A 25,438-nucleotide genomic window follows, 5' to 3' on the forward strand; every position below is an offset into this window, starting at 1 on the left:
CGCAGTTCTCCTCGCTTTCGCGCATAGTCCTGAAACGTTTTCTTATTTTAATCCATTATAAACTTAAGGCCGGTTAAAATGAAAATTTTGACCTTTCCGCCGAAATTCATCAAAATTCGATAAAAAGAGTAGAAAGAAACGACGGTTTCATTCAAGAAAACTTAAAATGAAAAGGCGAAATCATCACATGAACCTTTTACAAAACACTAGGCGAAAACTGCAAAGAATGCTTTAGGTAAAGCTAAAAAGATTTAAATTTACTTGTTTACATCCCAAAAACGGTATGTTATTTTATTCCTGAAAGCGGATACATTCAGTATAGCATAAACTATTTTATGTTCTACTAAAATAAAAGAGGAGGGACAAGCAGCGCTTCTACAGCTCGGGGAAACACTCGTTTTACGGTTTGGCATTGGCTTGGCGAAGTATTTACGTCTCTCGTCCTCTACATAGCGGCTTATATGCGGCAACTGGCAACTTTTCACTGGACGATCCGAGATTCAACAAACCATATCCGGGAGGGTCAGAAATGAAGAAAAAAGGAATCGTTTTAATCACGCTGATGGCTCTGTTATTGGCGATCACGGGCTGCGGAAATTCAACGTCCAGCACGGCTGCGGATGGCGAAAAATCGGTGATCGACGCGGGAGCGGGCGAAGGGGCAACGGAACTGTCCTATTGGACGTTCGTCGAACTGCACGGCAAATTTTTCGAAGATATGCTCGCCAAATGGAACGAGAAAAACCCGGATCGCCAAATCAAGCTGAACGTTACCGTTATGCCGTACGACGATATGCATAATAAATTGTCGATCGCCCTGCAAACGGGAACGGGAGCGCCGGATATCGCGGATATCGAAATCGGCAAATTCCCGGATTTCCTCAAAGGCACGCCGCAGTTGGAATCGTTGAACGATGTCATCGAGCCGTACAAAGACACCATCGTTCCTTCGCAGCTCGATCTGTATAGCAAAGATGGACAAGTGTACGGAGCCACGACCCATGTCGGCGCTTCGGTTGCTTTTTATAACACGGAAATTCTGGAAGAGGCCGGCGTCAACTACGAGGATATCGCGACTTGGGAAGATTTCAAGCAAGCCGGTATCAAAGTGTACGAAGCGACGGGCAAATACATGGGAACCGCCGACACCAGCGCCAACTGGCAAACGTCGATGATGCTCGCCCAGCAAAAATCGGACTATACCGACGCCGACGGCAATCCGCAGCTTAATTCGCCGGAGATGGTCAGAGGACTCACCGTGCTCAAAGACCTGCAAGACAGCAACGTGATCGCGACGATCGCGGGCGGGCAGCCGGATACCGAAGAAGCTTACGGCGAGTTTAACTCCGGCAATTATGCAACCGCCTTCATGCCGCTGTGGGAAATGTCCCGTTACACCAACTATATGCCGGACCTGAAAGGCAAAATCGCAATCGCGCCGATCCCGGTTATCGAAAAAGGCATGCCGAGATCGTACGGTGGCGGCGGTACGGGGACGGTCGTAACCAAGACAGCGAAGGACGTTCAGCTAGCCAAAGAATTTGTCGCTTACGCCAAGCTGTCGGAAGAAGGCAATATCGCAATCTGGAATACGCTCGGCTTTGACCCTGTTAACATGGCGGTATGGGATATGGAAGACGTGACGCATAACCCGGATAACGAATTCGTGCAGTATTTCAAAAACAATCCATTCGATATCCTGAACGAGATCAAGGATGAGATTCAATTAATCAAGTCCACGCCGGCTTCTCCGACGATCAATAACGTACTGAATACAGTTACGTTGAATGAAATCTTCGAGGACGGCAAAGATATTCAGACGGCTCTCGACGAAGCGCAGGCACAAGTCGAGCAGGAATTGCAATAACGCATCCCTATAGGTTTTTTATTCCGACGGGTCTCCCGCTCGCTGCTTCTGAACCTGGGATGCGGCGTGAGCGGGAGACCGTTTATAAAGAAGGTGCAAAGCGATGCTAAAAAGATTTCTTTACTCGCAAAAGGTGGCTCCCTACGTATTTGTGTTGCCTTTTATCCTTGTTTTCCTGATCTTCTGGGTGTATCCGCTCGGCAGTTCCGTCACGATGAGTTTTCAAAAGATCACGTTGGGGCAAGAAACCGAATGGATCGGCCTGGACAACTATACGAAGCTGCTCGGCGATAAGATTTTCCTCAAAGCGATGATGAACAGTGCGGTGTATATGATCTGTACGCTGCTTATTCTGATTCCGCTGCCGATGCTGCTCGCGGTGCTGATCAACAATAAATTCATGTGGGGCCGTGAATTTTTCAAATCCTCGCTGTTTTTCCCGGCGCTGACATCGGTCGTCGTCGCAGGCACGGTATTCCGCTTGATGTTCGGGGAAATGGACGGCTCGCTGATCAACAGCTTCCTGGGCTGGTTCGGCATCGAGCCGGTCAAGTTCCTGAAAGGGCAGGTGACAGGCTTTATCGCGCTGCTGGCACTGGCGACCTGGCGCTGGCTGGGCGTGAATATGCTGTACTTCCTGTCGGGGCTCAAAAATATTCCGGACGATTATTACGAAGCCGCTTCGATCGACGGCGCGTCGGCGTGGCAAAAGTTCCGCATGATCACCATGCCGCTGCTCAAGCCGACGACGATCTATGTGCTGACCATCAGCATCTATGCGGGTCTGGCGATGTTTATCGAAAGCTTGATGCTCTGGAACGGCAACAATTCTCCGAAAAACATCGGCCTCACGATTGTCGGTTACCTGTATCGCCAAGGGATCGAGAAAAGCAACCTCGGTTACGCGGCGGCCGTCGGCATCGTGCTGTTGGTGCTGGCGATGACGATCAATATGATCCAGCTCGCCTTCTCCGGCCTGTTCAAAAAGGAGGATTGACATGAAAAGAGAAGCTGCGCTGAATCTGCAAGAGAATACGGTCACGCGTTCGAAAAAAGAGCTTCCGCTCAAAATCGTGCTGTTCGTGCTGTTTACGATTCTTTGCGCGATCATTTTGATTCCGTTCTACGCGATCGCTCTCGCGTCGTTCAAGCCGGGGGAAGAGCTGATCCGCTACGGGTTGAACCTGAAGTTCGATCTGTCCGTGATGAGTCTGGACAATTATACGTACCTGTTTACCGGACAGCATGCTTATTTCACCTGGTTTTTCAACTCGTTGTTGCTGACGGTCGTGCAGGTGGCGCTTACGCTGTTGGTCAGCGCGACGGTGGCTTACGGCTTTTCCGCGTACGAGTTTAAAGGGAAAAACTTTCTGTTTATCTGCGTGCTGCTGATCATGATGGTTCCGTTCGAAATTTTGCTGCTGCCGCTGTACACGCTCATTTTCAACCTGGGCATGATGAACACGTATTCGGCGATCGTTCTTCCGGGCATAGCCAGCGCGGCGACGATCTTCTTTTTCCGGCAGTATCTCAGCGGCATTCCCAAAGAGATCATTGCGGCGGGGCGCGTGGACGGGGCAAGCGAATACGGGATCTACCTGCGTTTGATTTTGCCGATTATGAAGCCTTCTTTCGCGGCGATGGCGATCCTGAACGGGATGAATAGCTGGAACAACTTCCTGTGGCCGTTCATGGTACTGAGCGACGAACGCAAATATACGCTGCCGATCGGTCTGAAAACACTGCTTACGCCTTACGGCAATAACTATGATCTGCTGATTGTCGGTTCCTTTTTCTCCATCATCCCGATCTTTATTCTGTTTATCGCGTTCCAAAAATACTTTATCGACGGGATGACGGCGGGCGCGGTGAAAGGTTAAACGGATTTTTATTCTGAGTTGGGCAAGGAGAGAGATGATGATGGACGTGTCGAGAATATATCCGAATCCCCTGATCGAACAACGTGCAGATCCTTTTATTTATAAGCATGAAGACGGCTATTACTATTTTACCGCTTCGGTGCCGGAGTACGACCGGATCGAACTGCGCCGGGCGACGACGATCGAAGGGCTGCGTGAAGCTCAAGCGACGGTCGTTTGGCGGAAACGGGAAAAAGGACAGCTTAGCGCCAATATCTGGGCTCCCGAACTGCATCGGATAGACGGGAAATGGTACATCTATTTCGCGGCGGCCCATACGACGGAAACGGATGAAGGGCTGTTCGATCATCGGATGTACGCGCTGGAAAATCCGTCGGACAATCCGCTCGAAGGACAATGGACGGAAAAAGGACAGATCCAAACGGCGTGGGAGTCTTTCGCGCTGGACGCGACTTCTTTTGAACATCGGGGAACGCATTATTATGTCTGGGCGCAAAAAGATCCGAAGATCCCGGGCAACTCCAACCTGTACATATCCGCGATGGAGAACGGCTGGACGCTGAAAGGCCCGCAAACGATGATTAGCAAACCGGAATACGACTGGGAAAAAATCGGCTTTTCCGTAAATGAAGGCGCGGCCGTGGTGAAGCATGGAGGCAAAGTATGGATGACCTTCTCGGGCAGCGCGACGGACCATCATTACTGCATGGGATTGCTGTTCGCCGACGAAGAAGACGATCTGCTGGATGCGGCCTCATGGACGAAGGGATCGGAGCCTGTGTTCCAAACGAACGAGGAGAACGGCCAATACGGTCCGGGGCATAACTGCTTCACGGTCGGAGAAAACGGCGAAGATCTGTTGGTGTATCATGCTCGCAGTTACAAGGAGATTCAAGGCGACCCGTTATACGATCCGAACCGACATGCGAGGGTGAAAGCTTTTACGTGGAGAGAGGATGGGCTGCCGGATTTCGGCGTGCCTGGGCGGGATACGGCTGTAGTCGAAGGTGCGGATATAGCGGGCAAGTAACGGATCACGATAAACGGGCATATATTATAGAAAAAACGGGTTTACGAAAAAAAGACCTTTTGCCGCGCAGAGTGCGGTGAAAGGTCTTTTTTGTGGACGGGGAAAAGGCTACTTTGTACTGTACGGTCTTAAACTTTCACGATATTGATCACATAATCTCTGGCCGTCTCATGATCTTCCGCTTTGGAGGTCAGGCGGAGAACCGTCGTCGCGCTCTGGAGTTGCATACTGCGACGCAGCGTGTCTTCGATCAATACGCCGTCGGCATAAACCAAGCCGTTTTTGCGTGCGGGCGTAGCCTGGAAGGTGACTTCTTCCGTATCCGCAGGAACGCTCAGCGTGTAACGCATACGAGACGGCTCGAACGGCGTATCCAGTTGTCCGCTAGCAAATTCCAGGCGGCGCAGCGAAGGTTCGGTGTCGTACGGGCTCATGATGCGCAAGATATCGAAGATCCCGGTTTCTTCGCCGCTGACCCGGAAGGTGATATCAAGCGAGTCGCGGTTGCCGATCAGATCAGCGGGAAGCGTGTAGCGGTGCGTATGGAATCCGCGTCCGATCCGGGAAGGCGGAACGCCGTCGGCGATGATCGTGCCATCGGCCTCGATAGTGATCGGGCGGTCTCCCCGATGGCCGGAAAAGAAGGTCACTTCCAGCACATGCTTTTCGTTCGGTTCGGCTTTGAGCGTATAGCCGAACGAGCCGCCTGTCTCCGCACGCCGCGTGGTGCTGCCGTCCCACACATCGACAAATGTTTTGTCGCCGCGGATCTTGTGCTCCAGTTCGTATTGATCGTTGCCGACAGGCAGGCTGTCGATCGTCGCGTCTTCGACCCGGCTGTTGCGTTTGCCGTCCAGAATATGCTGTTGAAGTTCCGGCGAATCCGCTTGGACGACTCGCCAATAGATCCCGTAACGTTCGCCGTGCCGCTTGTAGTGCGGCGCGAAGACCAACCGTTCGTCCTCGTCGGTGCCTTGGAGAACGAATTCGGGCTTGTCGCCGCGCTGCTGCCAGCGCGCAGCGAAAGATTCCAGCCAATCGGCCGGGCTGCCTTCGACCGTCAGGAAGTCTTTGACGAGCATGCTTCTCGTCGGCACGCTGACCGCCACGCCGGTGGCGGATTCGGTCAAGTCTTCGCGACCGAGTCCGGCGCTAAGCACGGTCGGGCCGTATTTGAAAGCGACCGCATGCGGCGCGTCGGGCAGGCCGACCGCGCGCAGCGTCATCGGCAGGCGAAGCTCGATTCTATCGCCGTCGGCCCAGACGCGGGTCACTGCGGCGAAGCCGTCCGCGGCGCCGGCAGTGAGGCGCTTGCCGTTCAGCGTCAGCTCGGCTTCGCCGGCCAGCCACTCCGGCAGGCGGAAGCGCAGCGTGATCCGGCTGCTTTGCGGCCGGGTCGTCGATACGGTGAAGACCGCCGTATCGTACTCCGGCAAAGCGGAGCGCTGGTTCAACAGAAGGCCGAATTCCTCGGCATTCAGTTCCGAGGAGATGTATTGGTGGACGACGATGCTGTCCTCGCCGCGGAAATACAAGCTGTCGTTCAGCTTGGTGAAGCTCTCCATGCCTGTGCCCGTGCAGCACCAGAAATGCTCGAATGGCGAACTGTAGACTTTGAAATAGCCGGTCGCCATCGGCTGGAAATACATCGTCATGCCGGTGTGCGGATGCTGCGACGACAAAATCGCGTTCAGGAACGTGTTTTCGTAAAAGTCCGCATATTTGACGTCGCCGCTCAACTTGAACAGCTCGCGCGTCAGCTTGAGCATATTGTACGTATTGCAGGTCTCGGCGGTGAAGTTGGAGCGTTCGCGATCCAGACGGTCCGGCTCGCCGAAATGCTCCCATTCGCTGTTGCCGCCGGTCACATAGCTATGATGTTCCACGACCATCGTCCAAAAGCTTTCCGCCGCTTCCAGATAAAAGCGCTCGCTTTCGCCCAACGTGCGGTAGCGGTTGAGCGCTCCCAAAAACTTCGGAATGGTCGTGTTGGCATGCTTGCCTGTCAGAATGTCCCGGCCTTCGCGCACCGGGCCGAACAAGGTCATTTCATCAAAAGCGTGCGCGGCTTGCAAATGGGCGGGCTGGCGGGTCAGTTTGTACAGGTCGTACAGGCAATCGTTCATGCCGCCGTATTCCACGGATAGAACGGCAGTTTGAATGTCCGGCGTCCAGGCCGATGTGCGCGTCGCGATCCAGTCGCCAAGAGCCGAAGCCAGTTCCAAGGCCAGCCGATTATCCGTATATTCGAACGTCGCCGTTAATCCGGCCACGATCTTGTGCATCGTGTACCACGGAACCCAGGCCGGCTTACGCCGCTCGACCCGGTCGAACAGTTCCTCCGGGAAAGCCGACAGATAGCCGTTTTCGAAGCGGCATTTCGCCAGGCCGTCAATCAATTGGTTTAATTGCTCCAGCAGTTCGCCATCACCGGATACGGCGTAAGCTTGGGCTGCCGCCTTCAGGTAATGTCCGAGCGTATGGCCGCGAATCTCGGTCGTTTCCCAGCCCGGATACTTTTCGGCCAGCGGGATCAGTCCGCGTGTTTCGCGAAATCCGGCTAACAGACGGTCGTTCTCGTAATTTTTCAAATAACGGATCTCATTCGCAAAAGCATTCTGTAAATAAGCGTCGTCGATACGCACGCGGTCAAGGCGATAATCGTCGAGCCGTGCGGTTGGCGCAGAAAATTCGGTCGGCATAGCCATTCTCCTGTCTGTCGGGAATAAAAGATATCGTTCTCTTTTTCAGCTTACCGACCGCTTGTATCCGCGTAAATGGTGCAACGTTTGAATAAGTGTCAAAAGGTTAGGTTTGCGAAGGTTCCGTTTGAATATCCAAGCGAAAATATCTATAGACCAGCATGAAATAATCCTTATTCTAAAAGGGGATTACATCCTTCCGATCCCGGATGTCGGAACGTTCGGCTAGGTGTCAAAACGTCAGTCACGGATAAGCGATGGTTTGGAAGATCACTTTTCCGACGTATTCAGCCATACGGTCATTTCGCCTTGGCCGCGGTTGCCCCAGAGGTAGTAAGGGACGGCGGTTAGTTTGGTTGGCTCAAGCACAGGCGGTTTTGTTCGGTACAGGCTGCCTGCTTCGTTGTCGGTGGCAGTCGTTACGCTGCGCAGGGCCTCGGTTTCTACCGCGATCGCGCCGCCGGGAAGATCGGTGGCGGGGCGTTCGGAGAAAGTAGCGTGTTGGCTCAAGCGCAAAGCGACGATCGGTTCGCCGTTATCGGCGCTTTCCGCGCAATAGACCAGCGGGCCGCGTTGGATCGCTGCTTTGTGGACGTCGGCGCGGACGCGGATATCGGCGTAAACCAATGTCGTTTGGATGGTCAACAAGATTTCCACCACGTCACCGTTTTTCCAGTCGCGTTCAAGCAGCAGATAACCGTCCTGAAGCTCGGCGGCCGAAAAATTCAGGTTTTCACCGTTAATGGAGACGTTCATGTCCGGGGACCAGTTCGGCACGCGGAGCGCAAGCGCGAAGCGGGCTTCCTGCTCCGCCGCGATCTCGAACCGAACCACTCCGTTCCAAGGAAGCTCGGCATGCTGCTTGATTTGCACGCTTGTTCCGCCAAGCTCGGCTGACAGTTCGCTGCCGATATACAGATTGGCATATAACGTATCGCCGCGCTGCGTATAGACATAACGGTTGAGCGAAGTGAGCAGACGGGCGACGTTCGGCGGGCAGCAGGCGCAGCCGAACCAGGCTTGACGCTCCGACTTCACATGATGCTTGCCCGGGTTGCAGGAGCAGGCTTGCGGCCACACTTCCAGCGGATTGACGTAGAAGTAATGCTTGCCGTCCTGGGCCATGGAGCCGAGCACGTTGTTGTACAAGGCACGTTCCATCACGTCCGCATATTCGGACTTCGGTTCAAGCAGAAGCATACGTTGGGCGAAAAAGATCAGGCCGATCGAAGCACAGGTCTCCGCATAGATCGTGTCGTTTGGCAGATCATAATCGAAGGTGAACGCTTCGCCGTGATGGGTCGAGCCAATCCCTCCCGTGACGTACATCTGGCTACGTGTGACATTATGCCACAGCGTGCGGCAGGCCGCTTCCAGTTCCTGATCTCCGGTCAAGCGGGCCAGGTCCGCCATTGCGGTGTACATGTATACGGCGCGAACGGCGTGACCGACCGCGACGGTTTGTTCGCGCACCGGCTTGTCTGCCTGATAATACGAAGTGTCGATCCGATCTTGCAGATTGGGGTTGAAATGGCCTCGGCGACCGCGTTGCTCCCATTCTTGGCGAAGGAAGTTCGGTTCCTGACCGCGCTCGTTGACGAAGAAAGCGGCAAGCTTCAAATATCGTTCTTCTTCGGTCAGGGTATACAACTTGACCAGCGCCAATTCGATCTCCTGGTGACCGTCGTACCCGCGAAGTTGACCTTCACCCTTACCGAATACAGTCTCGATATGTTCGATCATGCGTTTCATGACATTCAAAAGTTTGTCTTTGCCTGTCGCTTCGTAGTAGGAAACGGCCGCTTCGATCATATGTCCGGCACAGTATAACTCATGGCAGTCCGTGAGATTTGTCCAGCGCTTACCCGGCTCCTTGATCGTGAAATACGTATTGAGATACCCGTCGGGGTGCTGAGCGGCTTCGATTAGCTCGATCAGCTCGTCGGCGCGGCGTTCGAGATCGGCGTCACGCTTGATTTGAAGCGAATAGCCGACGGCCTCCAGCCATTTGGCTAGATCGCTGTCCTGGAATACCCAGCCGACATATTCGCCTTCCGCCTGCCCGGCGGCAATACGGAAATTCTGAATCGCGCCGCTCGGTTCGGCTCCGGGCGCCCGATCATGCAGCGCTTCATATTGATAAGGGATGACGACGTTTTGCACAAGGTCGGTATACGGGGACCAGAACGGATCGCTCAAGGTGACGCCTGTTGGCGAAACGGCTGCGCGCTGCGGTACATCGGATGGTTTCGGAATTGGGTTCATTACGATTCTTCCTTTCGGAGCGTAGATTTAGGTGTGATTTAAGCCTGGCATGATTTCATTATATTCCTTAAAATAAAAGGGAACGATTCCTAAAATGCCCCGAATTCTTGTCCGATTTCACACTCAAATGCGAGCGATATTGCTTCTTTATGATTGCGTTTGCAAATTTGAGCGGAAAACGAAGCGGGACATGGATAGCAGAAGGAGAGTATAACCGAGCATGATTCAACAAGGAGAACCGACCGTTTATTTTGCCGCACCGCCTTTTCCGTACTTTACCGAATGCGGCCGAAGCGTCTATGCACCGGGAGACGCGCATCCCAGCCGCAGGGCGCTCGGCCTGTTTGACCTGATTCTGGTTGAACGGGGAATGCTGTATATGGGAGAAGAAGATCGGCAGTGGGAAGTTGGGGCGGGCAATACGTTGCTGTTGCTCCCGGACCGATATCATTATTCGGTTCGTCCCTGCGAAGAGGAGACGAGCTTCACCTGGATTCATTTTCGCGTTTTGGGCGAATGGGGGATAGCGGAAGAGGCCGAGCCTGCGTTCGCGGACCGGGATCGACATGCGGCGCAATTCGGTACGCCGCCGTATACGATCCGGCTTCCGCAGTTGGGTACGCTTCCCGGCGCGCCCGGAGGTAGCGGAGAAGGGGAAAGACTGTTGCGTTTGGAGGAACGAAGCTTATCGGGGGCGGTATGGGAGCGCCAACGGTTGTTCGAGGAACTGCTGCGTTCGCTCGATCTGCGCCGCCGCGATCCGTCCGGCAGTCCGGCAGAAAGCGTAGCTGAACGGACGGAACGCTATATTCGTGCGCATTACGCGGAGCCGTTAACCGGGGCGATCCTATCGAACGAGCTGCATTTCCACTATAACTATTTGACCCGCTGCATGAAGCGTGTCAACGGTCTGACGCCTATGGAATATCTGGAGGAATGCCGCTTGGAGCAGGCTCGCTTGTTGCTGCTGCGCACGGAAGCTTCTGTAGCCTCCGTGGCGGAAAAGGTAGGGTTTGAGACCGCTCCTTATTTTTCGCGCCGTTTTGCGGAACGTTTCGGCATCTCGCCGCTTCGCTTCCGGCAGCGGCATATGCGCTAGATCGAACCGGCGGCTATACGGCCCATTCCTGCAACAGCATAAAAGCGGCTCCTGCCGCCACGGCGTTCTCTTTCAGCTCCGCGAGCGAAAAAGCGGGGCTGTATTGCCGTCCGCGTGCAATGTTTTTCAAAGCGGTCGCGACAGCCGTCTCGTAAACGAGCGGATGGGCTTCGATCAGCGGCCCGCCCAGCACCACATTGTCCGGGTGAAGCACATTGATCAGATTGGCAAGTCCGATCCCCAAGTATGCGGCCGCTTCGGTAAACTGTTCCTTCACGAGTGCATCGTCCGCGTCTAAAGCTTCCGTTAGGTCGGCGAACGTAATTTCATCCGGATGACGTCCGGTCAGCACGCTTGGACGGCCGATTTTCAATTGGTTGCGAACCCGATGCTCCAGAGCGCGTACGGATACGAAAGCCTCCCATGCGCCGTGATTGCCCCGCCCTTCAAAGCGCGGCCCGTCCGTCGCGATAATCATCTGGCCTACGGCTCCTTCGGCATCGGCGGCTCCGCGGATCAGGCGTCCTTCGGACATCATCGCGGCCCGCAGGCCGATTCCAGCATGGACATACAGCAGATGCTGCGCGCTTCTTCCCCGCAAAGCCCAATGTTCGCCAAGCAGTGCGGTATTCGAACCGTTATCCAGCCGCGCGGCAACACCGAGACGCTGCTCCAGCAGTTCGCAGATCGGGACTTCATTCCAACCCGGCGCCGCGAAAAACTCCGGTTGGCGTATCACGCCTTGTTCCCGGTCGAGCGGACCGACAGAGCCGATTCCGATACCCAGCAAATGGTCCGTTTTCAACTCATGTTCAGCGAGAAACCGTTCGGCCTCCTTGCCTACGCGTTCGACCAGACGTCCCGGCGTCATGTTCGCGTCCATTTTCCAGCGTGTAGAAACCAATAAATTCAAGTGCATATCATAAAGCGCCAGCGTTGAATAGATCCGTGAGATTTCGAGCCCAAGCAGATAACGGTATGTAGGGTTGGTCTGGAACAGGATCGGTTTGCGTCCGCCTGTCGAACTGCCGAGTCCCGACACCCGAATAATTTCCTGAGCGGTCAGGTCGTCGAGAAGCCGGGTCATGCTACTGCTGGTCAGTGCGAATTCCTGCATCAGCTCGGCTTTGGACACGGTGCCGAGTTCGAGAATGCGCTGGTAAACATCCTTGCGGATAGACGTTTGAGAACGGGCGATCATCAGTCGTATCTCTCCATTTCCGAGTTTGTTGGTTGGTTATTAATCAGTATAAAGCACAGCCAGCCTCTTTTCTATACTTAAAGCATAGGAATAATCGACTTAATTTCAATTTGGTTAATAGTCGGATTTAAGATCGCGATAAGAAGTATTTTACATCTTTTTTTCATTATTTTCTTTGTTTTCTCATCGAACTTAAATCCAAAATGATAAAATGTGTTATCATAAAGTGATTGGAATGTTGTAAAAACGTAAAAAGGAAAAGAGGCGAACCGAATGAAACTTGCGGCTGTCACGTCGGCAGAGCTTCGGATGCTTCCGCAGATCTTTATCGCTTTTCTAAAGATCGGTCCTTCCACTTTTGGCGGCGGTTATGCCATGATGGCCACGATTGAAAAAGAAGTCGTAGAGCGCCAAGGATGGATGAAGGCCGAGGAGATGGGAGACATGGTCTCGGTTGCCGGTTCCGCGCCAGGCGGAGTAGCCGTCAATTCGGCGGCTTTTATCGGCTATCGGCTCGGCGGAGTGATAGGAGCGATCGCTGCTGTGGTCGGGATCACGCTGCCTACGCTGGCGATCATTTTGCTGTTGAGTCTGACCTATTCTTTTTTCAAAGACTACGTCAAGGTTCAAGCGGCGCTTAAAGGCATTCATGCGGCGGTCGTGGCCCTAATTCTGGTGGCGGCTTGGAAAATGGCACGAGCTTCGTTATTCGATACGCTCACCTATACGCTTGCGGCAGTTGCTCTGGCGGTACTGCTGTTCACGAATGTAAGCTCGTTTTGGCTGATATTGGGCGGTCCGGTGATCGGCATGGCCGCGATGGGCATCCGTCAATCGAAAAAGCTGAATGTGCGGACCGAACCGGTGTCGGAAAGATCGGCTAAAGAAGCGATGTTGCCCGAATACTATATTTGAAGGTGAATGCCATGCTGTGGGAGATTTTTATTGTTTTTTTTCGCGTTGGATGTTTGGCTTTTGGCGGCGGGTACGCGGTCATGAGTCTGATTCAGCGGGAGACTGCCGGAATGGGCTGGATCGGCATCGAACAGTTTCAGGAAATCGGGGCGTTGTCGGGGATGGCGCCGGGTTCGATTGCCACCAATAGCGCGACGTTGATCGGTTATGAGCAGGGAGGTCTGGCCGGAGCGATCGCTGCGACAACCGGAATGATTTTGCCTTCGCTGATCCTGGTGGCGGTGCTCGCTGCTTTTTTTATCCGATTGCATGACCGCCTGAGCGTTCGATCCGCCTTTTACGGATTGCGCCCCGTTATTACCGCGCTGATTGTGTACGCCGCGATTTCTTTCGGATTCGGCGGACAGGCGGAAGCGGGAGGGCTGTTCGGTTGGGAAACGCTGGGCATGCTGTTGATTTGCGGCGGTTGCCTGTTGGCGATCGTCAAATACAAGCTGCATCCTGTCGTAGTGTTGCTGTTGTCCGCAGTGGCAGGCATCGTGATTTTTTGAACAGTTGGTTGATCTCAAAAACTCCGCTTTGCCCGTAGGTTGCCTTTGGCGTTGAGAAGGCGATCGTACGGGAGCAGGAGTTTTTTTTATTCGCGATCGAGCATCCGTCTCGATCTTCTCAACAAACGGACTTCCGTTGTCGATGATATAGATAACCCTGTTTGACTTTATTTGGCTTGCAAACAAACAGGTTATCGATCACGATTATCCAAGTGCATACGCAAACGCGGCGACAGGAGTCGTTTGACCGTTGCGTAGAGGCCCTGGTGCACCGGAGGAGAAACGCCATGAGCATACTGATCGTCGACGACTCGATGATGAATCTCGCTTATTTCAAACAGGTGCTGTCCGAAGCCGGTTACTCGGGGATTGAGACGGCTTCCTCGGCGGAAGTCGCCCTTGAACGGCTCGGTATGAACGGCGAACGCATTCCGCGTAAAGCCGCTGCCTTCGATCTGATTCTGCTCGATATCGTGATGCCGGACATGGATGGAATCGAAGCCTGTCGACTCATCAAAGCCTGCCCGCCTTACGCCGATTTGCCGATCATTTTTCTGACGGGCGACCGCCGGCATTTTAAGGAAGCTTTTGGAGCAGGCGGCATGGATTTTATCGAAAAAGGAGCGCCAGAGTACGAGCTGCTCGCACGCGTGCAATCGGCGATCCGGCTGAAAAAAGAAACGGAAATCCGCAAAAGCCGGGAAGCCGGACTGGTCAAAGAGTTACAATTGGCGAAGAGGGTGCAGAAAACGGTGCTTCCGCCTCCGCTGCTTGAGCGCAGCATCGAAATTCACGCTCAGTATATCCAGTCGGACGAGGTGTCGGGAGATATGTTTTACTGGACACGGATCGACGAACACCGCTACGGTATTATGTTGATCGATGTGGCGGGTCATGGATTGTCCTCGGCGCTTATCAGCATGTCGGTTCGCGCTTTGCTCGCCGGAATGGTGAAACGTATCTCCGAGCCTTCCGAGGTTTGCCAGGAATTGAATAGCCAGATGTTCAGTTTGTTCGGCGGAAGCCGCGACTCGATCTATATGACCGCGATTTATTTGCTGATCGACCAGGAAGCCAAAGAAATCCGTTACTTCAATGCGGGACATCCGCCGGGCTTGTTTTTTCAAGCGGATCGGAAAGCGCATTATCTGGAAAGGACAGGCGTGCCGCTGGGGATTCGCAAAAAAATCGAAGGCGGGAGCGGCGTTTACCGGTACGAAGGAACGGGGAAAATTTTGCTGTATACCGACGGCTTGGTCGAAACGCCGAGAGCTTCGATCCGTGAAGGAATCGGCGGTTTGGAAAAGCATGCGTCGCGTATCCGTTATTTGCCCAACGACCGCTTTACCGAGAAGTTGGCGCTGCTCGGGCAGGATAAAAACGACGATGTCTGCATTGTATCGATTCAATTGAACGAATAAGGTCGGAGACGACCAAGTTATAGCTTTGCGGGAAGGAAGGAATGCCCATGGAAAGATCGATTATTACCAGAGCCAAAAGCGCCGAATCGGCGGTTGACGAAGCGCTCAAATTGCTGTCGGTTGCCAAAGAATCGGTACACATCGAAATCTTGGAACCGGGTGGGCGGGGCGTGCTCGGATTGGGAACGCGGTTGGCGGTGGTCAAAGTGACGGTCATCGATTCCGGAGCAGGGGAAGCCTTTTCCCGACCGGCCGATTCGATCTTACCGGATGCCGGATCGCCGGAACGCGAGACCTTGACCGCCGATTCTTCGTCTGATCAAGTCCGGAATGCCGCTTCTTCGTCTTCGGTCGCGGGTCCTTCGACCGGAAATGCCGCGGTTGCCGAAGAACAAGGTGAGATCGGGGTCCAAAACGGACAGTTCCGTATCCGCGCGACAGGCAGCCGGCTTCCGCTGCTGACGCCTCCGCCGGGAGCCGTTTTGTACCGCAACGGCGTGCAGGTCGAAGGCAAAGTATCGGTGGCGGCCGGCGATGTGCTGGAATTGGAACAGGCTCCGAAAAAAGAAGAACCGGTCTGGCGGATCGACATGGACCACGCCTGCCTGCATGCCCAACTGCATGTGCGTCCGGGCTTCGAACGCAAGTTCATGCTGCTGGATTGCAAGCCCCAGGCGCATTTGGCCGTGCCGGTATCGGAACAGCGCACCTTTTTGCCGATTGCCGAAGCCGAAGTCAGAGCCGCTTTGAAAGAAATGGGGATCGTGTACGGCATTCGTGCCGAAATTCTGGCGCAAGCTTGCCGTTCGGAAGAAGCCGGCGTTTTCATGATAGCGGAAGGCACGCCGGCGGCCGAAGGCGCCAACGGAACGTTTACGACCAACTTCGAAACCGAAACGAAACGCCTGAATCCGCAAAGCCGGGAAGACGGCACGATCGATTACCGGGAAATCGTCGAGTTTCCGACCGTGATCGAAGGGCATGTTCTGGTTCGGACGTTGCCGGCCAGACCGGGGCGTCCCGGACGGGATCTGTTGGATCGGCCGATCCAACCGCTTGCGGTGCATTCGATTCAGTTGGCGGCGGGAGAAGGCGTGTCGATTACCGAGGACGGCCGGCGGGCCGTGGCGATTCGTTCGGGCATGCCGCGCATCAAGCATCAAGGCTTCCGTGTCCATCTGTCGGTGCTGCCGAAGTTGTCGCATCGCGGCGACGTGGATCTGAAATCCGGCAATATCCGTTTCCGCGGGGATGTCGAGATTTCCGGCGGCGTTCAAAACGGAATGAACGTGGAAGCGATCGGCAGTATCAATATCCGGGGACCGATCGGTTCCGCGACGGTCGAGGCCGCTTATTCGTTGATCGCTTCCGGCAATCTGATCGGCGCGCATGTCAGCGTGGGCAAACGGAGCGAGTTTTTCGACCAGGTGGAACCGCTGCTGCTGGAGATCGCTTCGCAAACCCAGTTGCTGCAATCGGCGATCGAGCAGCTCGGCCAGACCGCCGCGTTCAAATTGAACGATATTCAGCAGACCGGGCTCGGAGCGCTGTTAAGCGTTTTGCTTCGGGGCAAGTTCAAAGCGCTGCATGCGGTACTGAGCCGTTTCTCGGAGCAAGCCGCAAAAAACGAGGCGCAGCTTGACGTCGATTGGAAAGATTACGCGCAGCGTCTCCAATATGGATTTTTGGATTTGCGGCATGGCGGCCTGCGCGATGCCGCCGAGCTGGATGCGTTCCGCAGACGGACGCTGGAGCTGGCCGAATCGGTGAGCGGGCCGGAGGACCGACCTATTTTCGCAGAGCTTCGATACGTGCAAAACAGCCATGTCTATTGCGGAGGTCAAGTGCGCGTCGCAAAAGGAGCCTACAATGCCACGATCTACTGTCAGGGCGAATTGGAGGCAGGCGGCACGCTGAGAGGCGGCGTCTACTTTGCGGGGCGGGGAATCAAGGTCAAGGAAGTCGGTGCTCCCGGCGGCGTAGCCACAAAGCTCCAGGTGCCGGAAACCGCAATGATCCGTGCGACCCGGGTGATGGAAGGAACCGTTGTGCAAATCGGCCACCGTTCTTTCCAGTTCGTTGAAGCGGCGTCGAACGTGCATGCCCGTCTTAGCCCGACCGGCGATCTGTTATTGTTCTGATCCATATTCCGTTTAGAGCCAAAAAGGAGGAACAGCATGTTTGCTTATCAGATTACTAAAAGCGAGGAAGAAGCGGTCGTTATCTTTGAAGGCGATCTGGATATTGAGAGCGGCGAGGTATTGGAAGAGGATATTTTGCCGATCGTATCGGAATATCCGAACGTACGTCTGAATTTTGCTGAAGTGTACTTTGTGGACTCGTCCGGAATCGGTCTGATTATCCGCACCGTCGACGAATTAAGAGAAGGTGGGCGTTCGGTAAAAATCGAGCATGTACGCCCGGAAGTGATGGAAGTCTTCGAGCTGTTGCAGATTCGCGAGATCCTTGGCGAGGACATTTTTTGAATAAAACCAGTTTCGTAGCCAGTACCTTGTCAACGCTAAAGGTAAGGTTACGCCCGACTGAAACGCACCTAAAGCGCGTACGTTTCAGTCGAACATAACCTCTGATTAAGAGTTGAAAAGGTACTAGACCCCGCCATACCGGAGTTTGACCTCGACATCCTACAGGAAAGGAACCGATGAGCGTGAAAATACCACCGAATACCACCAGCCCTGCGCCTTATCCTTTTTGGGCGTTGACCGGCTTTCTCTACGGGGCGATTCTCGCCGTCGGGGCCGGACACGTTCCTTGGGCGCATGTACTGCCGATTTTGCTGCTTACGCTATTGCTTGATTTGTTCCCGATTCGCTTGATCAGCGGAGACGAGTTCGGGGCCGGTTTGATCGGCTTTTTGTCGCTGCTTATCGGATTCGGGCTGTATACGGCGTTGTTGGGCGTGTTTATCAGTTGCTTGGCGAACGAGGCTCGGCAAAGCGGATTCCGGCCGAAAGATTTTGATTCGCTGCGCTGGCTGACCCGGCTCGCGATCTATACGTTGAGCACATGCGGAGCCGCATTGGCGTTGAGCGGATTGATTGCTTCATGGCCGGATGTGCCTTTATATGCCAAAGCGGCATTGGCGGCTCTGGTGTTTAAATCGGTTAAGCTTCCGCTGGATGCGGGCATGCGCAAGCTGTTGTCGGGGACGCACTGGTTGGCGGGAATTCGGGGCAGGCTGCGCGAAACGATCGTGCCGATTTTGCTCTGCATTTTGGTCATTCCGCATTTTCTCGGCAATTTGTTCGAAAACGATACGGCTTACGAATTGGTATACACCGGACTGTTGCTGTTTTTCATTTTGTACTTTTCCACGATATACGTTCGGGAAGTTGCCGGTTGGCGGCGCACGTTCGAACGATTCAGCCTGTTATTCGAATCCCGGTTATCGCCGGATCTTGAAGGACACGGCATCCGAAGCGGCGTGATCGCGGACCATTTGCTGGATCGGCTTTCTTATCCCCGGGAGAAAAAAAGAGTATTGGTGCAGGTTGCGATTCAGCATGATATCGGCAAATCGACGCTGCCTGCGTATCTGTTCAACAAGCGGGGCGCGCTTTCTTTGTCCGAAGAAGACGAATATCGTTCCCATAGCGAAAAAGGCGCGGAGATCATTTTCACGCTGACGGAGGATGCGCGTGCGGCAGAATGGGTGCGGCATCATCATGAGCGTTGGGATGGCAAAGGCTTTCCGTCGGCGCTAAAAGGCAAAGGCATCCCTTACGAATCCCGTATTCTGTCGATCGCCAGTCGACTTGACCATGTAGTCAAACGCGAACGTGACGACGAAGCGGTCTGCGCATACATGCAGCGTTTGGCAGGTCGGGAACTTGATCCGCAGCTTGCTGCCGCGGTGGATATGAACTTCGTGCAGGGACTGCGCGAGAAACTGGAGCAAAGAGGTCTTGTATCGGGGCCTTTGCCCGAACCGCAAGAGTCTTACGAGTATGCCCAAACGGCGGAACGCCGTTCGAATTCGGATGAAGGGCAAGGTTCTTACGTAGGCATGAGCACGATGTTGAAATTGGCGGCAGACGGTTTGTTATACGGCTTGGAACAACCTTCGCTTGAAGCTTCGATCGTGCGGTTGGCCAAACGCGCCGACACGGAGCAGACGTCTTTTTACGAAATGCTGTCCAGTGAAGATCGGACGTACGAAGCGCATTTCTATCCGGAACACGGCGAGGTACGTATCGTATTGACGGATATTACGCCAGCGATCGCTTATCGGGACAAGCTGCATGCCGAGACGCTGAATGCTTATCGGGAGATCATGTCGGCGTTGTCGGAAGGCAAGGTGTCGTTGTGCCTGACCAAAGAAGAACTGTTCGGCCGGCTGGGGGAACGTCTGGAAGCCGTCACGGTAGCCGGACGCACGGATATTGCCCGAAGCCGCGACCTGGCTGCAAGCTATATGCCGCAAGGCGATCCCAAACGGATTATGCAGGTGAAGCTGGCCGTATCCGAAGCGGCGACCAATCTGCTCAAGCATGCGCTGGGCGGCGAGGTTACCGCCTTCGCGCGCGAAGGCTCGCTTCAAGTCCTGGTGCATGACGAAGGCTCGGGGATTGCCCTGTATGAGTTGCCGAAAACGTTTGTGGTGTCCGGCTATAGCAGCAAACGTTCGTTGGGAAGAGGATTCGGTTTGATGTACGCTTCGGCAGACCGGATGTTTCTGTATACGAATTCCGAAGGAACGTGCCTGCTGCTGGAATTCGACGGGATGCTCGATGTTGCAGCGCAGGCTCAAGCCACGTTGCCCCAGGTTATTACATTCGCTCCGATTCCGGCGACGCCGAATAACGAACAAGTAACCGATCAAACGGCAATACTTGGAAATCAACTGCTGCGATGATGTGAGAAAATATAACTTTAAAAACGGGAAAGACGAATCTTCGGTTCGTCTTTTTTTGTGTGTTTTTACGCAAAGTTTAGACTTTAAAGCTGAATTTAGAATGTTTTTCGTCGGATTACATAGTTTTTTGTAGGTCGAATTTAAGATTGAGAAAAATGTTAGATTATATGACTTTAAAAAGAGTTTTAAGCTATTCGTCTCAAGAAAAAAGGAGGATGTGGATGATAACCTTCCATGAAGTAGACAAATTCTATGGAGACTTTCAAGTGTTGTCGGATATCAATCTGCATGTGAAATCCGGAGAAGTCGTGGTCGTGTTGGGTCCTTCGGGTTCGGGCAAAAGTACCATGCTACGCTGCATCAACCGGCTGGAAGAAACGAACGGCGGGCAATTGACGGTAAACGGAACCCGGGTCGACGAACGTAAAACGGATCTGAACAAGCTCAGACGCAATATCGGGATGGTGTTCCAGCATTTCAATCTGTATCCGCACAAAAAAGTGATCGACAATATTACGCTGGCTCCGATCAAAGCGCTCGGCGTTTCGAAATCGGAAGCGGAAAAAACCGCGATGCACTATCTGGAAAAAGTCGGCATCGCCGACAAAGCGCAGTCGTTCCCGTCGCAGTTGTCCGGCGGCCAGCAGCAGCGCGTGGCGATCGCCCGCGGACTTGCGATGAAGCCGCAGATCATGCTGTTCGACGAACCGACGTCCGCGCTCGATCCGGAGATGGTCGGCGAAGTGCTGGACGTCATGAAAGCATTGGCCCGCGAAGGCATGACGATGGTCGTGGTCACGCACGAGATGGGCTTTGCCCGAGAAGTGGCGGATCGCGTCGTATTCATGGACCAGGGCCGGATCGTCGAAGAAGCGCCGCCGGAGCAATTTTTCCTGGAGCCTCGCGAAGAACGGGCGCAGTTGTTCCTCAGCCGTTTGCTCAACCACTAAATTTATAGAGAAGAGGGATTGTTATGCAAAAATATTCGAAAAAAAGATCTTCCTTATTGTTGGCCGGTTTGTTGTCGTTGACCGCTTTGCTCGGCGCGTGCAGCACGACGGGCGGAGGAACGACCGCTTCCGGCGGTACGTCCGGCTCGGCGGCTTCCCAACTGGATAGCATCAAAGAACGCGGCACGCTGGTCGTCGGCGTCAAGTACGATACCAAGCTGTTCGGTCTGAAAGATCCGGCCAGCGGCGACGTGGAAGGCTTCGATATCGATATGGCGCACGCGCTGGCCAAAAGCATCCTCGGCGACGAAAGCAAAGTGGAACTGAAAGAAGTGACGTCCAAAACGCGGATTCCGATGCTTAACAACGGCGATATCGACATGGTTATCGCGACGATGACGATCACGGACGAACGCAAAAAAGAAGTCGATTTCTCGGACGTCTACTTCCAGGCCGGACAATCGCTGCTCGTGAAAAAAGGCAGCCCGATCGCCGGGATCGACGACGTGACCGCCGATACTACCGTGCTGGCTTCCAAAGGCGCGACGTCGATCGCCAATATCGAAGAGAAAGTGCCGGGCGTCAAAGTGCTGCAATTCGATAACTATCAAGACGCGTTCAACGCGCTCAAAGCCGGACAAGGCGACGCGCTCACGACCGACGACGCTATCCTGTACGGCATGGCCGCTCAAGACCCGAACTTCGAAGTGGTCGGCGAACCGTTTTCCGACGAGCCTTACGGCATCGCCATGAAAAAAGGCGAAACGGCGTTGGTCGAAGCGGTCAACAAAGGGCTGGGCGATATGAAAGCGGACGGCTCGTATAACGAAATCTATAAAAAATGGATCGGCAAAGAACCGGCGGCGGAATAAAACGGAGCTTGGCGACCGGGTTGCCGGAAAGCGCGAACGCATAACGATTTGAAGGAGGTGCAAGCGAGATGCTGGATTTTTCGATTTTGACGGAGCATTTTCCCGATTATATGGAAGGATTTCTGAACACGGTCAAAGCCAGCGTGTTCGCGCTGATCGGCAGCTTTATTTTGGGCACGGTCATCGCGGTAATGCGGATCAGCGGGTTCAAAATCCTGCGGGCGCTCGGAACGGCTTACGTGGAGTTTATTCGCAATATCCCGATCTTGATCGTCGTGTTGTTTTTTTTCCTGGGCTTGCCTTCGCTGGGACTGCGGCTGGACGGCTTTACGGCCGGCACGCTGGGGTTGACCGTCTATACGGCGGCATTTATCGCGGAAGCGATCCGGGCGGGCATTCTGTCTGTGCCGCAAGGGCAGAGCGAAGCGGCGCGTTCGTCGGGCATGACCTATATGCAGACGATGCTGCATGTCGTTTTGCCTCAAGCGATCAAACTGGTCATTCCGCCGCTCAGCAACCAGTTTATCAATCTGATCAAAAACTCGTCTGTGCTTACGATCGTCGCCGGGCTGGATCTGATGTATTTCGCGGACATTATCAGCAGCGACACGTATGTCACGTTCAGCACCTATATTTTCGCGGCCGTTTTCTATCTGGTGTTGACGCTGCCGCTCAGCTTTGCCGCTTTGGCTTTGGAAAAAAGACTGGCGCGAAGCGCGTGATCGGCGGTTGGGCGTACTTGAGTGCCTATCGGCTGTAACCGACAAAAAAGGAGGATCGACGCATGGACTTTATAGGCGCTTATTCGGCGGACAATTTGCTTTTTTTGGCGGAAGGCTTGAAGCTCACGCTGTACGTGGCCGCCGTGTCGATCGTGCTCAGTTTCGCGTTCGGCACGATCGTCGGAACGATTCGGTATATGCAAGTTCCGGTGTTGTCACCGGTTTTGGCGGTCGTAGTCGAGATTTTGCGCAATTTGCCGCTGCTGCTGATCATTTTCTTCATCCAATTCGCATTGCCGGAGGTCGGATTCAAATTCACCGTCACGGCCGGGGTTATCACCGCGCTTACGCTATTCGAAGCGGCGATGATCTCCGAGATCGTGCGTGCGGGATTGAAGTCGATTCCCAAAGGACAAAGCGAAGCGGCGCGTTCGTCGGGTCTGACTTCGCTGCAAAATCTTCGTTACGTCGTGCTGCCGCAAGGCCTACGGCGCATGGTTCCTCCGCTGGTAAGCCAATTTATCTCGCTGCTGAAAGACACGTCGCTCGCCGTGATCGTGGCGTTGGCCGAGTTGATGCACAACGCGCAGATCGTGATGGCGCAAAACCACAATTATCCGATTCCGATTCTACTGCTGATCGCGGTGGTGTATTTCGTGATCAATTACGCGCTGTCGCTTCTATCGCGCAGGCTGGAGGCCCGCACGGCGTAAACCCGTTCTTCAAGAACGTGTGCCGGAAGTGTGCGGAACGTTGTATTTTTCCCACAGGGGAGGCGGCGTATGATACCATATACACACAACAAAAAGAAGCAAGCGTCGCTCGCGCATACTTTTGCAGAGCGTGACGACGCGCCGACCGGCAAGGAGGAACGGCGGACCGTGCATGCGTTTTTCCGCAACGAAAAAGTTCAACTGCTCGCGGTGGCGCTGGGAACGGCGGCCGCCGGCGAGTTCAAGATCAATCCTGTGCCCGGCGATCTGTTTCGGATCGCGCTCGGGGGCAGTGCTTTTTTGCTTTTTTTGCTTTTGATGAACCGGATTTCGTATATCAAGGCGGGCATATGGACAGCCGTGACGGTTATCGTTTTCCGCACGTTGCTCGACGTGATCTTTGCGGTTCCTCCGTTCGATCTGCTCGGTAGCTTGCAAACGCATACGTCCAGCGGTCTGTATTATCTGACTTTCGCGTTCGGGATGCTGGCCGTGCAGCGGCGGCTCGACCGGATGAATCTGTTGGTGCTGGGCGGCATCTGCGCTTGCATCGACTTTACGTCGAACGCGGTCGAGATGTTCAGCCGTTCGCTGCTTGGGGCATCGGACATCGCCAACCCGGCGACTTGGGGCTATATCGTACTGGTCGGCGTCGTACGGGGCTTTTTTATGACGGGACTATACAGCAGCATCGCCGTGAGCCAAGTGAGGGCGCTGAACCTGGAACAAACCAAACGAATGGAACAGATGCTGGCGATCAGTTCGGGGCTGTACGGCGAAGTGTTTTATTTGCACAAGTCCATGGACACGATCGAACGGGTGACGGCCAGCAGCTACCGCTTGTATACCGATCTCAAGCGCGAAGGGCTGGACGAATACAGCCGTCGCCAGCTCGGGATCACGCAGGAGATGCACGAGGTGAAAAAAGATTCCCAGCGGATCGCGGCCGGCTTGCTGAAGCTGTTCGATCAGGAATCCAAAGTGCTGCTTTCGCTGGGCGAAGTCGCCCGGTACGCCGTGCGCGGCAATCAGAAGTATGCGCTGATGCTCAACAAGCAGGTCGTGTTCGACGTGCGGATTCATTCCGACTACGCGACGCCCAACCATCTGCCGCTACTGTCGCTGCTGAACAATCTGCTCGCCAACGCGGTCGAAGCGATCGAATATTCCGGCGTGGTGGGTCTGGAAATTCGCGAAAAAGGCGGATTCACCTGGCTCACCGTGACCGATACGGGCCGCGGCATCTCCAGCAAAGACCGCGAGCATGTTTTCGATCCGGGCTTTACGACGAAGTTCGGCGACAGCGGCGTGGCGGCTACGGGAATCGGCTTGTCGCACGTGCATGACATCGTGGTGGATCTGGGCGGGAATATTACGTTATTTCGGCCGGAAGGCAACGTTTGGAGCACGGCGTTCGAAGCTAACTTTCCGACCGATAAGCTGAAAAAGGGGGAGTAGACGCATGGCGTCTTTTTGTATTATCGACGATGATCCGGCCGTACGGGCCATGCTCGCCAATATTATCGAACATAGCGGACTCGGCGAAGTGGTCGGAACGGCGCGCGGCGGCGAAGAAGGCGTGCGCGTCGTGCTGGAGACTTCGGCCGACGTGGTGCTGATCGACTGGCTGATGCCGGATCAGGACGGACTGGAAACGCTGGAACAGCTCAAAGAACAAGGCTTCGGCGGAAAATGCGTGATGATCTCGCAGATCGAAGACCGCGAGATGGTCGGCGAAGCGTATCGGTCGGGCATCGAATTTTTTATCCGCAAACCGATCAATCGGATCGAAGTGGAATCGGTGCTGTCTCGCGTCAGCGAACATTTCGAATTGAGCCAATATTTGAACGAACTCAAAAGTTCGCTGTCCCGGCTCGACCGGCTGGGCGGCACGGGACGCGCGAACGCCTCGGCGGCCAAGCGCAAAAGCGCGGCCGAAGTGCTTCGGCCGATCTATATGAATCTTGGTATTCTTGGCGAAGCGGGCTGCACGGACATCACGGCCATTATGGAAGGCCTGGTGCAGCGCGGCGAGCAGGGAGATTTTCCCCCGCTGCGCCAACTGTACGAAGAAGCGGCCGCGCATCGCGGCGGAGCGCCGCACGTCAACGACCGCGAAACGAAAGCGGTCGAACAACGCATCCGCCGCACCGTCATCGTCGCGCTCAGCCACCTCGCTTCAATCGGACTAACCGATTACGGCAATCCCAAATTCGAACACTACGCGCCGCTCTATTTCGATTTCGAAGACGTCCGCGCCAAAATGAAAGAAATCGACGAACACCAGGGCGAAGGCCGCACGAAAGTGAGTATTAAAAAGTTTTTGCAAGTGATGTATTTGGAGATGTTGGACGGTCTTGAAGCGGGATGAGTG

General features: G+C 54.5%; 20 protein-coding genes. 17 read left to right on the top strand and 3 right to left on the bottom strand.

Going from position 1 to position 25,438, the window contains the following annotated elements; translation table 11 throughout:
* Positions 1–529 precede the first annotated feature (529 nt).
* From WKI47_RS09580 to WKI47_RS09595, 4 genes are all read left to right on the top strand, one after another.
* Positions 530–1,867 carry an ABC transporter substrate-binding protein gene (locus tag WKI47_RS09580; RefSeq protein ID WP_340226917.1) on the top strand — a complete coding sequence of 446 codons (1,338 nt, stop codon included), beginning with the start codon at positions 530–532 and terminating at the stop codon, positions 1,865–1,867.
* A 103-nt stretch (positions 1,868–1,970) separates the two neighbouring features.
* The gene (locus WKI47_RS09585) at positions 1,971–2,864 is read left to right on the top strand and encodes a sugar ABC transporter permease (protein ID WP_340226918.1); all 894 of its coding nucleotides are present in this window, start codon (positions 1,971–1,973) and stop codon (positions 2,862–2,864) included.
* 1 nt (position 2,865) lies between these two features.
* The gene (locus WKI47_RS09590; RefSeq protein ID WP_340226919.1) at positions 2,866–3,747 is read left to right on the top strand and encodes a carbohydrate ABC transporter permease; all 882 of its coding nucleotides are present in this window, start codon (positions 2,866–2,868) and stop codon (positions 3,745–3,747) included.
* Between the two features lie 40 nt (positions 3,748–3,787).
* The gene (locus WKI47_RS09595) at positions 3,788–4,777 is read left to right on the top strand and encodes a glycoside hydrolase family 43 protein (RefSeq protein ID WP_340226920.1); all 990 of its coding nucleotides are present in this window, start codon (positions 3,788–3,790) and stop codon (positions 4,775–4,777) included.
* 128 nt (positions 4,778–4,905) lie between these two features.
* Here the strand turns inward: WKI47_RS09595 and WKI47_RS09600 are convergent, their stop codons facing one another.
* Positions 4,906–7,479: a beta-L-arabinofuranosidase domain-containing protein gene (locus WKI47_RS09600; RefSeq protein ID WP_340226921.1), complete on the bottom strand. Its 2,574-nt coding sequence runs from the start codon at positions 7,477–7,479 to the stop codon at positions 4,906–4,908.
* A 270-nt stretch (positions 7,480–7,749) separates the two neighbouring features.
* A complete protein-coding gene (locus tag WKI47_RS09605; RefSeq protein ID WP_340226922.1) occupies positions 7,750–9,744 on the bottom strand; it encodes a glycoside hydrolase family 127 protein in 1,995 nt (664 codons plus the stop codon).
* A 220-nt stretch (positions 9,745–9,964) separates the two neighbouring features.
* Here WKI47_RS09605 and WKI47_RS09610 point away from each other — a divergent pair, with 220 nt between their 5' ends.
* The gene (locus WKI47_RS09610) at positions 9,965–10,843 is read left to right on the top strand and encodes an AraC family transcriptional regulator (protein ID WP_340226923.1); all 879 of its coding nucleotides are present in this window, start codon (positions 9,965–9,967) and stop codon (positions 10,841–10,843) included.
* A gap of 13 nt (positions 10,844–10,856) precedes the next feature.
* Here WKI47_RS09610 and WKI47_RS09615 read toward each other — a convergent pair whose 3' ends face one another.
* Positions 10,857–12,044 carry an ROK family protein gene (locus WKI47_RS09615; RefSeq protein ID WP_340226924.1) on the bottom strand — a complete coding sequence of 396 codons (1,188 nt, stop codon included), beginning with the start codon at positions 12,042–12,044 and terminating at the stop codon, positions 10,857–10,859.
* Positions 12,045–12,317: 273 nt separating this feature from the next.
* On the opposite strand from WKI47_RS09615, the gene WKI47_RS09620 reads away from it, so the two are divergent.
* The 12 genes from WKI47_RS09620 to WKI47_RS09675 all read left to right on the top strand — a co-directional run bounded on the left by WKI47_RS09620 (position 12,318) and on the right by WKI47_RS09675 (position 25,435).
* A complete protein-coding gene (locus WKI47_RS09620; RefSeq protein ID WP_340226925.1) occupies positions 12,318–12,959 on the top strand; it encodes a chromate transporter in 642 nt (213 codons plus the stop codon).
* Positions 12,960–12,970: 11 nt separating this feature from the next.
* Positions 12,971–13,510 (top strand): chromate transporter, encoded by a 540-nt coding sequence (locus WKI47_RS09625; protein WP_340226926.1) that lies wholly within the window; start codon positions 12,971–12,973, stop codon positions 13,508–13,510.
* A 287-nt stretch (positions 13,511–13,797) separates the two neighbouring features.
* A complete protein-coding gene (locus WKI47_RS09630; RefSeq protein ID WP_340226927.1) occupies positions 13,798–14,931 on the top strand; it encodes a fused response regulator/phosphatase in 1,134 nt (377 codons plus the stop codon).
* A gap of 47 nt (positions 14,932–14,978) precedes the next feature.
* Positions 14,979–17,072 (top strand): FapA family protein, encoded by a 2,094-nt coding sequence (locus tag WKI47_RS09635; RefSeq protein WP_340226928.1) that lies wholly within the window; start codon positions 14,979–14,981, stop codon positions 17,070–17,072.
* Positions 17,073–17,108: 36 nt separating this feature from the next.
* The gene (locus WKI47_RS09640) at positions 17,109–17,417 is read left to right on the top strand and encodes an STAS domain-containing protein (RefSeq protein ID WP_340226929.1); all 309 of its coding nucleotides are present in this window, start codon (positions 17,109–17,111) and stop codon (positions 17,415–17,417) included.
* Positions 17,418–17,593: 176 nt separating this feature from the next.
* Positions 17,594–19,807 (top strand): HD domain-containing phosphohydrolase, encoded by a 2,214-nt coding sequence (locus tag WKI47_RS09645; protein ID WP_340226930.1) that lies wholly within the window; start codon positions 17,594–17,596, stop codon positions 19,805–19,807.
* Positions 19,808–20,028: 221 nt separating this feature from the next.
* A complete protein-coding gene (locus tag WKI47_RS09650; protein ID WP_340226931.1) occupies positions 20,029–20,757 on the top strand; it encodes an amino acid ABC transporter ATP-binding protein in 729 nt (242 codons plus the stop codon).
* A gap of 23 nt (positions 20,758–20,780) precedes the next feature.
* Positions 20,781–21,629, top strand: coding sequence for a glutamate ABC transporter substrate-binding protein (locus WKI47_RS09655; RefSeq protein WP_340226932.1), 849 nt, complete (start codon positions 20,781–20,783; stop codon positions 21,627–21,629).
* Between the two features lie 68 nt (positions 21,630–21,697).
* Positions 21,698–22,351: an amino acid ABC transporter permease gene (locus WKI47_RS09660; RefSeq protein ID WP_340226933.1), complete on the top strand. Its 654-nt coding sequence runs from the start codon at positions 21,698–21,700 to the stop codon at positions 22,349–22,351.
* A 62-nt stretch (positions 22,352–22,413) separates the two neighbouring features.
* On the top strand, positions 22,414–23,064 hold the full coding sequence (locus WKI47_RS09665; RefSeq protein ID WP_340226934.1) for an amino acid ABC transporter permease: 651 nt from the start codon (positions 22,414–22,416) through the stop codon (positions 23,062–23,064).
* A 69-nt stretch (positions 23,065–23,133) separates the two neighbouring features.
* Positions 23,134–24,522: an ATP-binding protein gene (locus WKI47_RS09670; RefSeq protein WP_340226935.1), complete on the top strand. Its 1,389-nt coding sequence runs from the start codon at positions 23,134–23,136 to the stop codon at positions 24,520–24,522.
* A gap of 4 nt (positions 24,523–24,526) precedes the next feature.
* On the top strand, positions 24,527–25,435 hold the full coding sequence (locus WKI47_RS09675) for a response regulator (RefSeq protein ID WP_340226936.1): 909 nt from the start codon (positions 24,527–24,529) through the stop codon (positions 25,433–25,435).
* The last annotated feature ends 3 nt before the right edge of the window (positions 25,436–25,438 follow it).

Source organism: Saccharibacillus sacchari (assembly GCF_037722395.1).
GTDB lineage: Bacteria > Bacillota > Bacilli > Paenibacillales > Paenibacillaceae > Saccharibacillus > Saccharibacillus sacchari_A.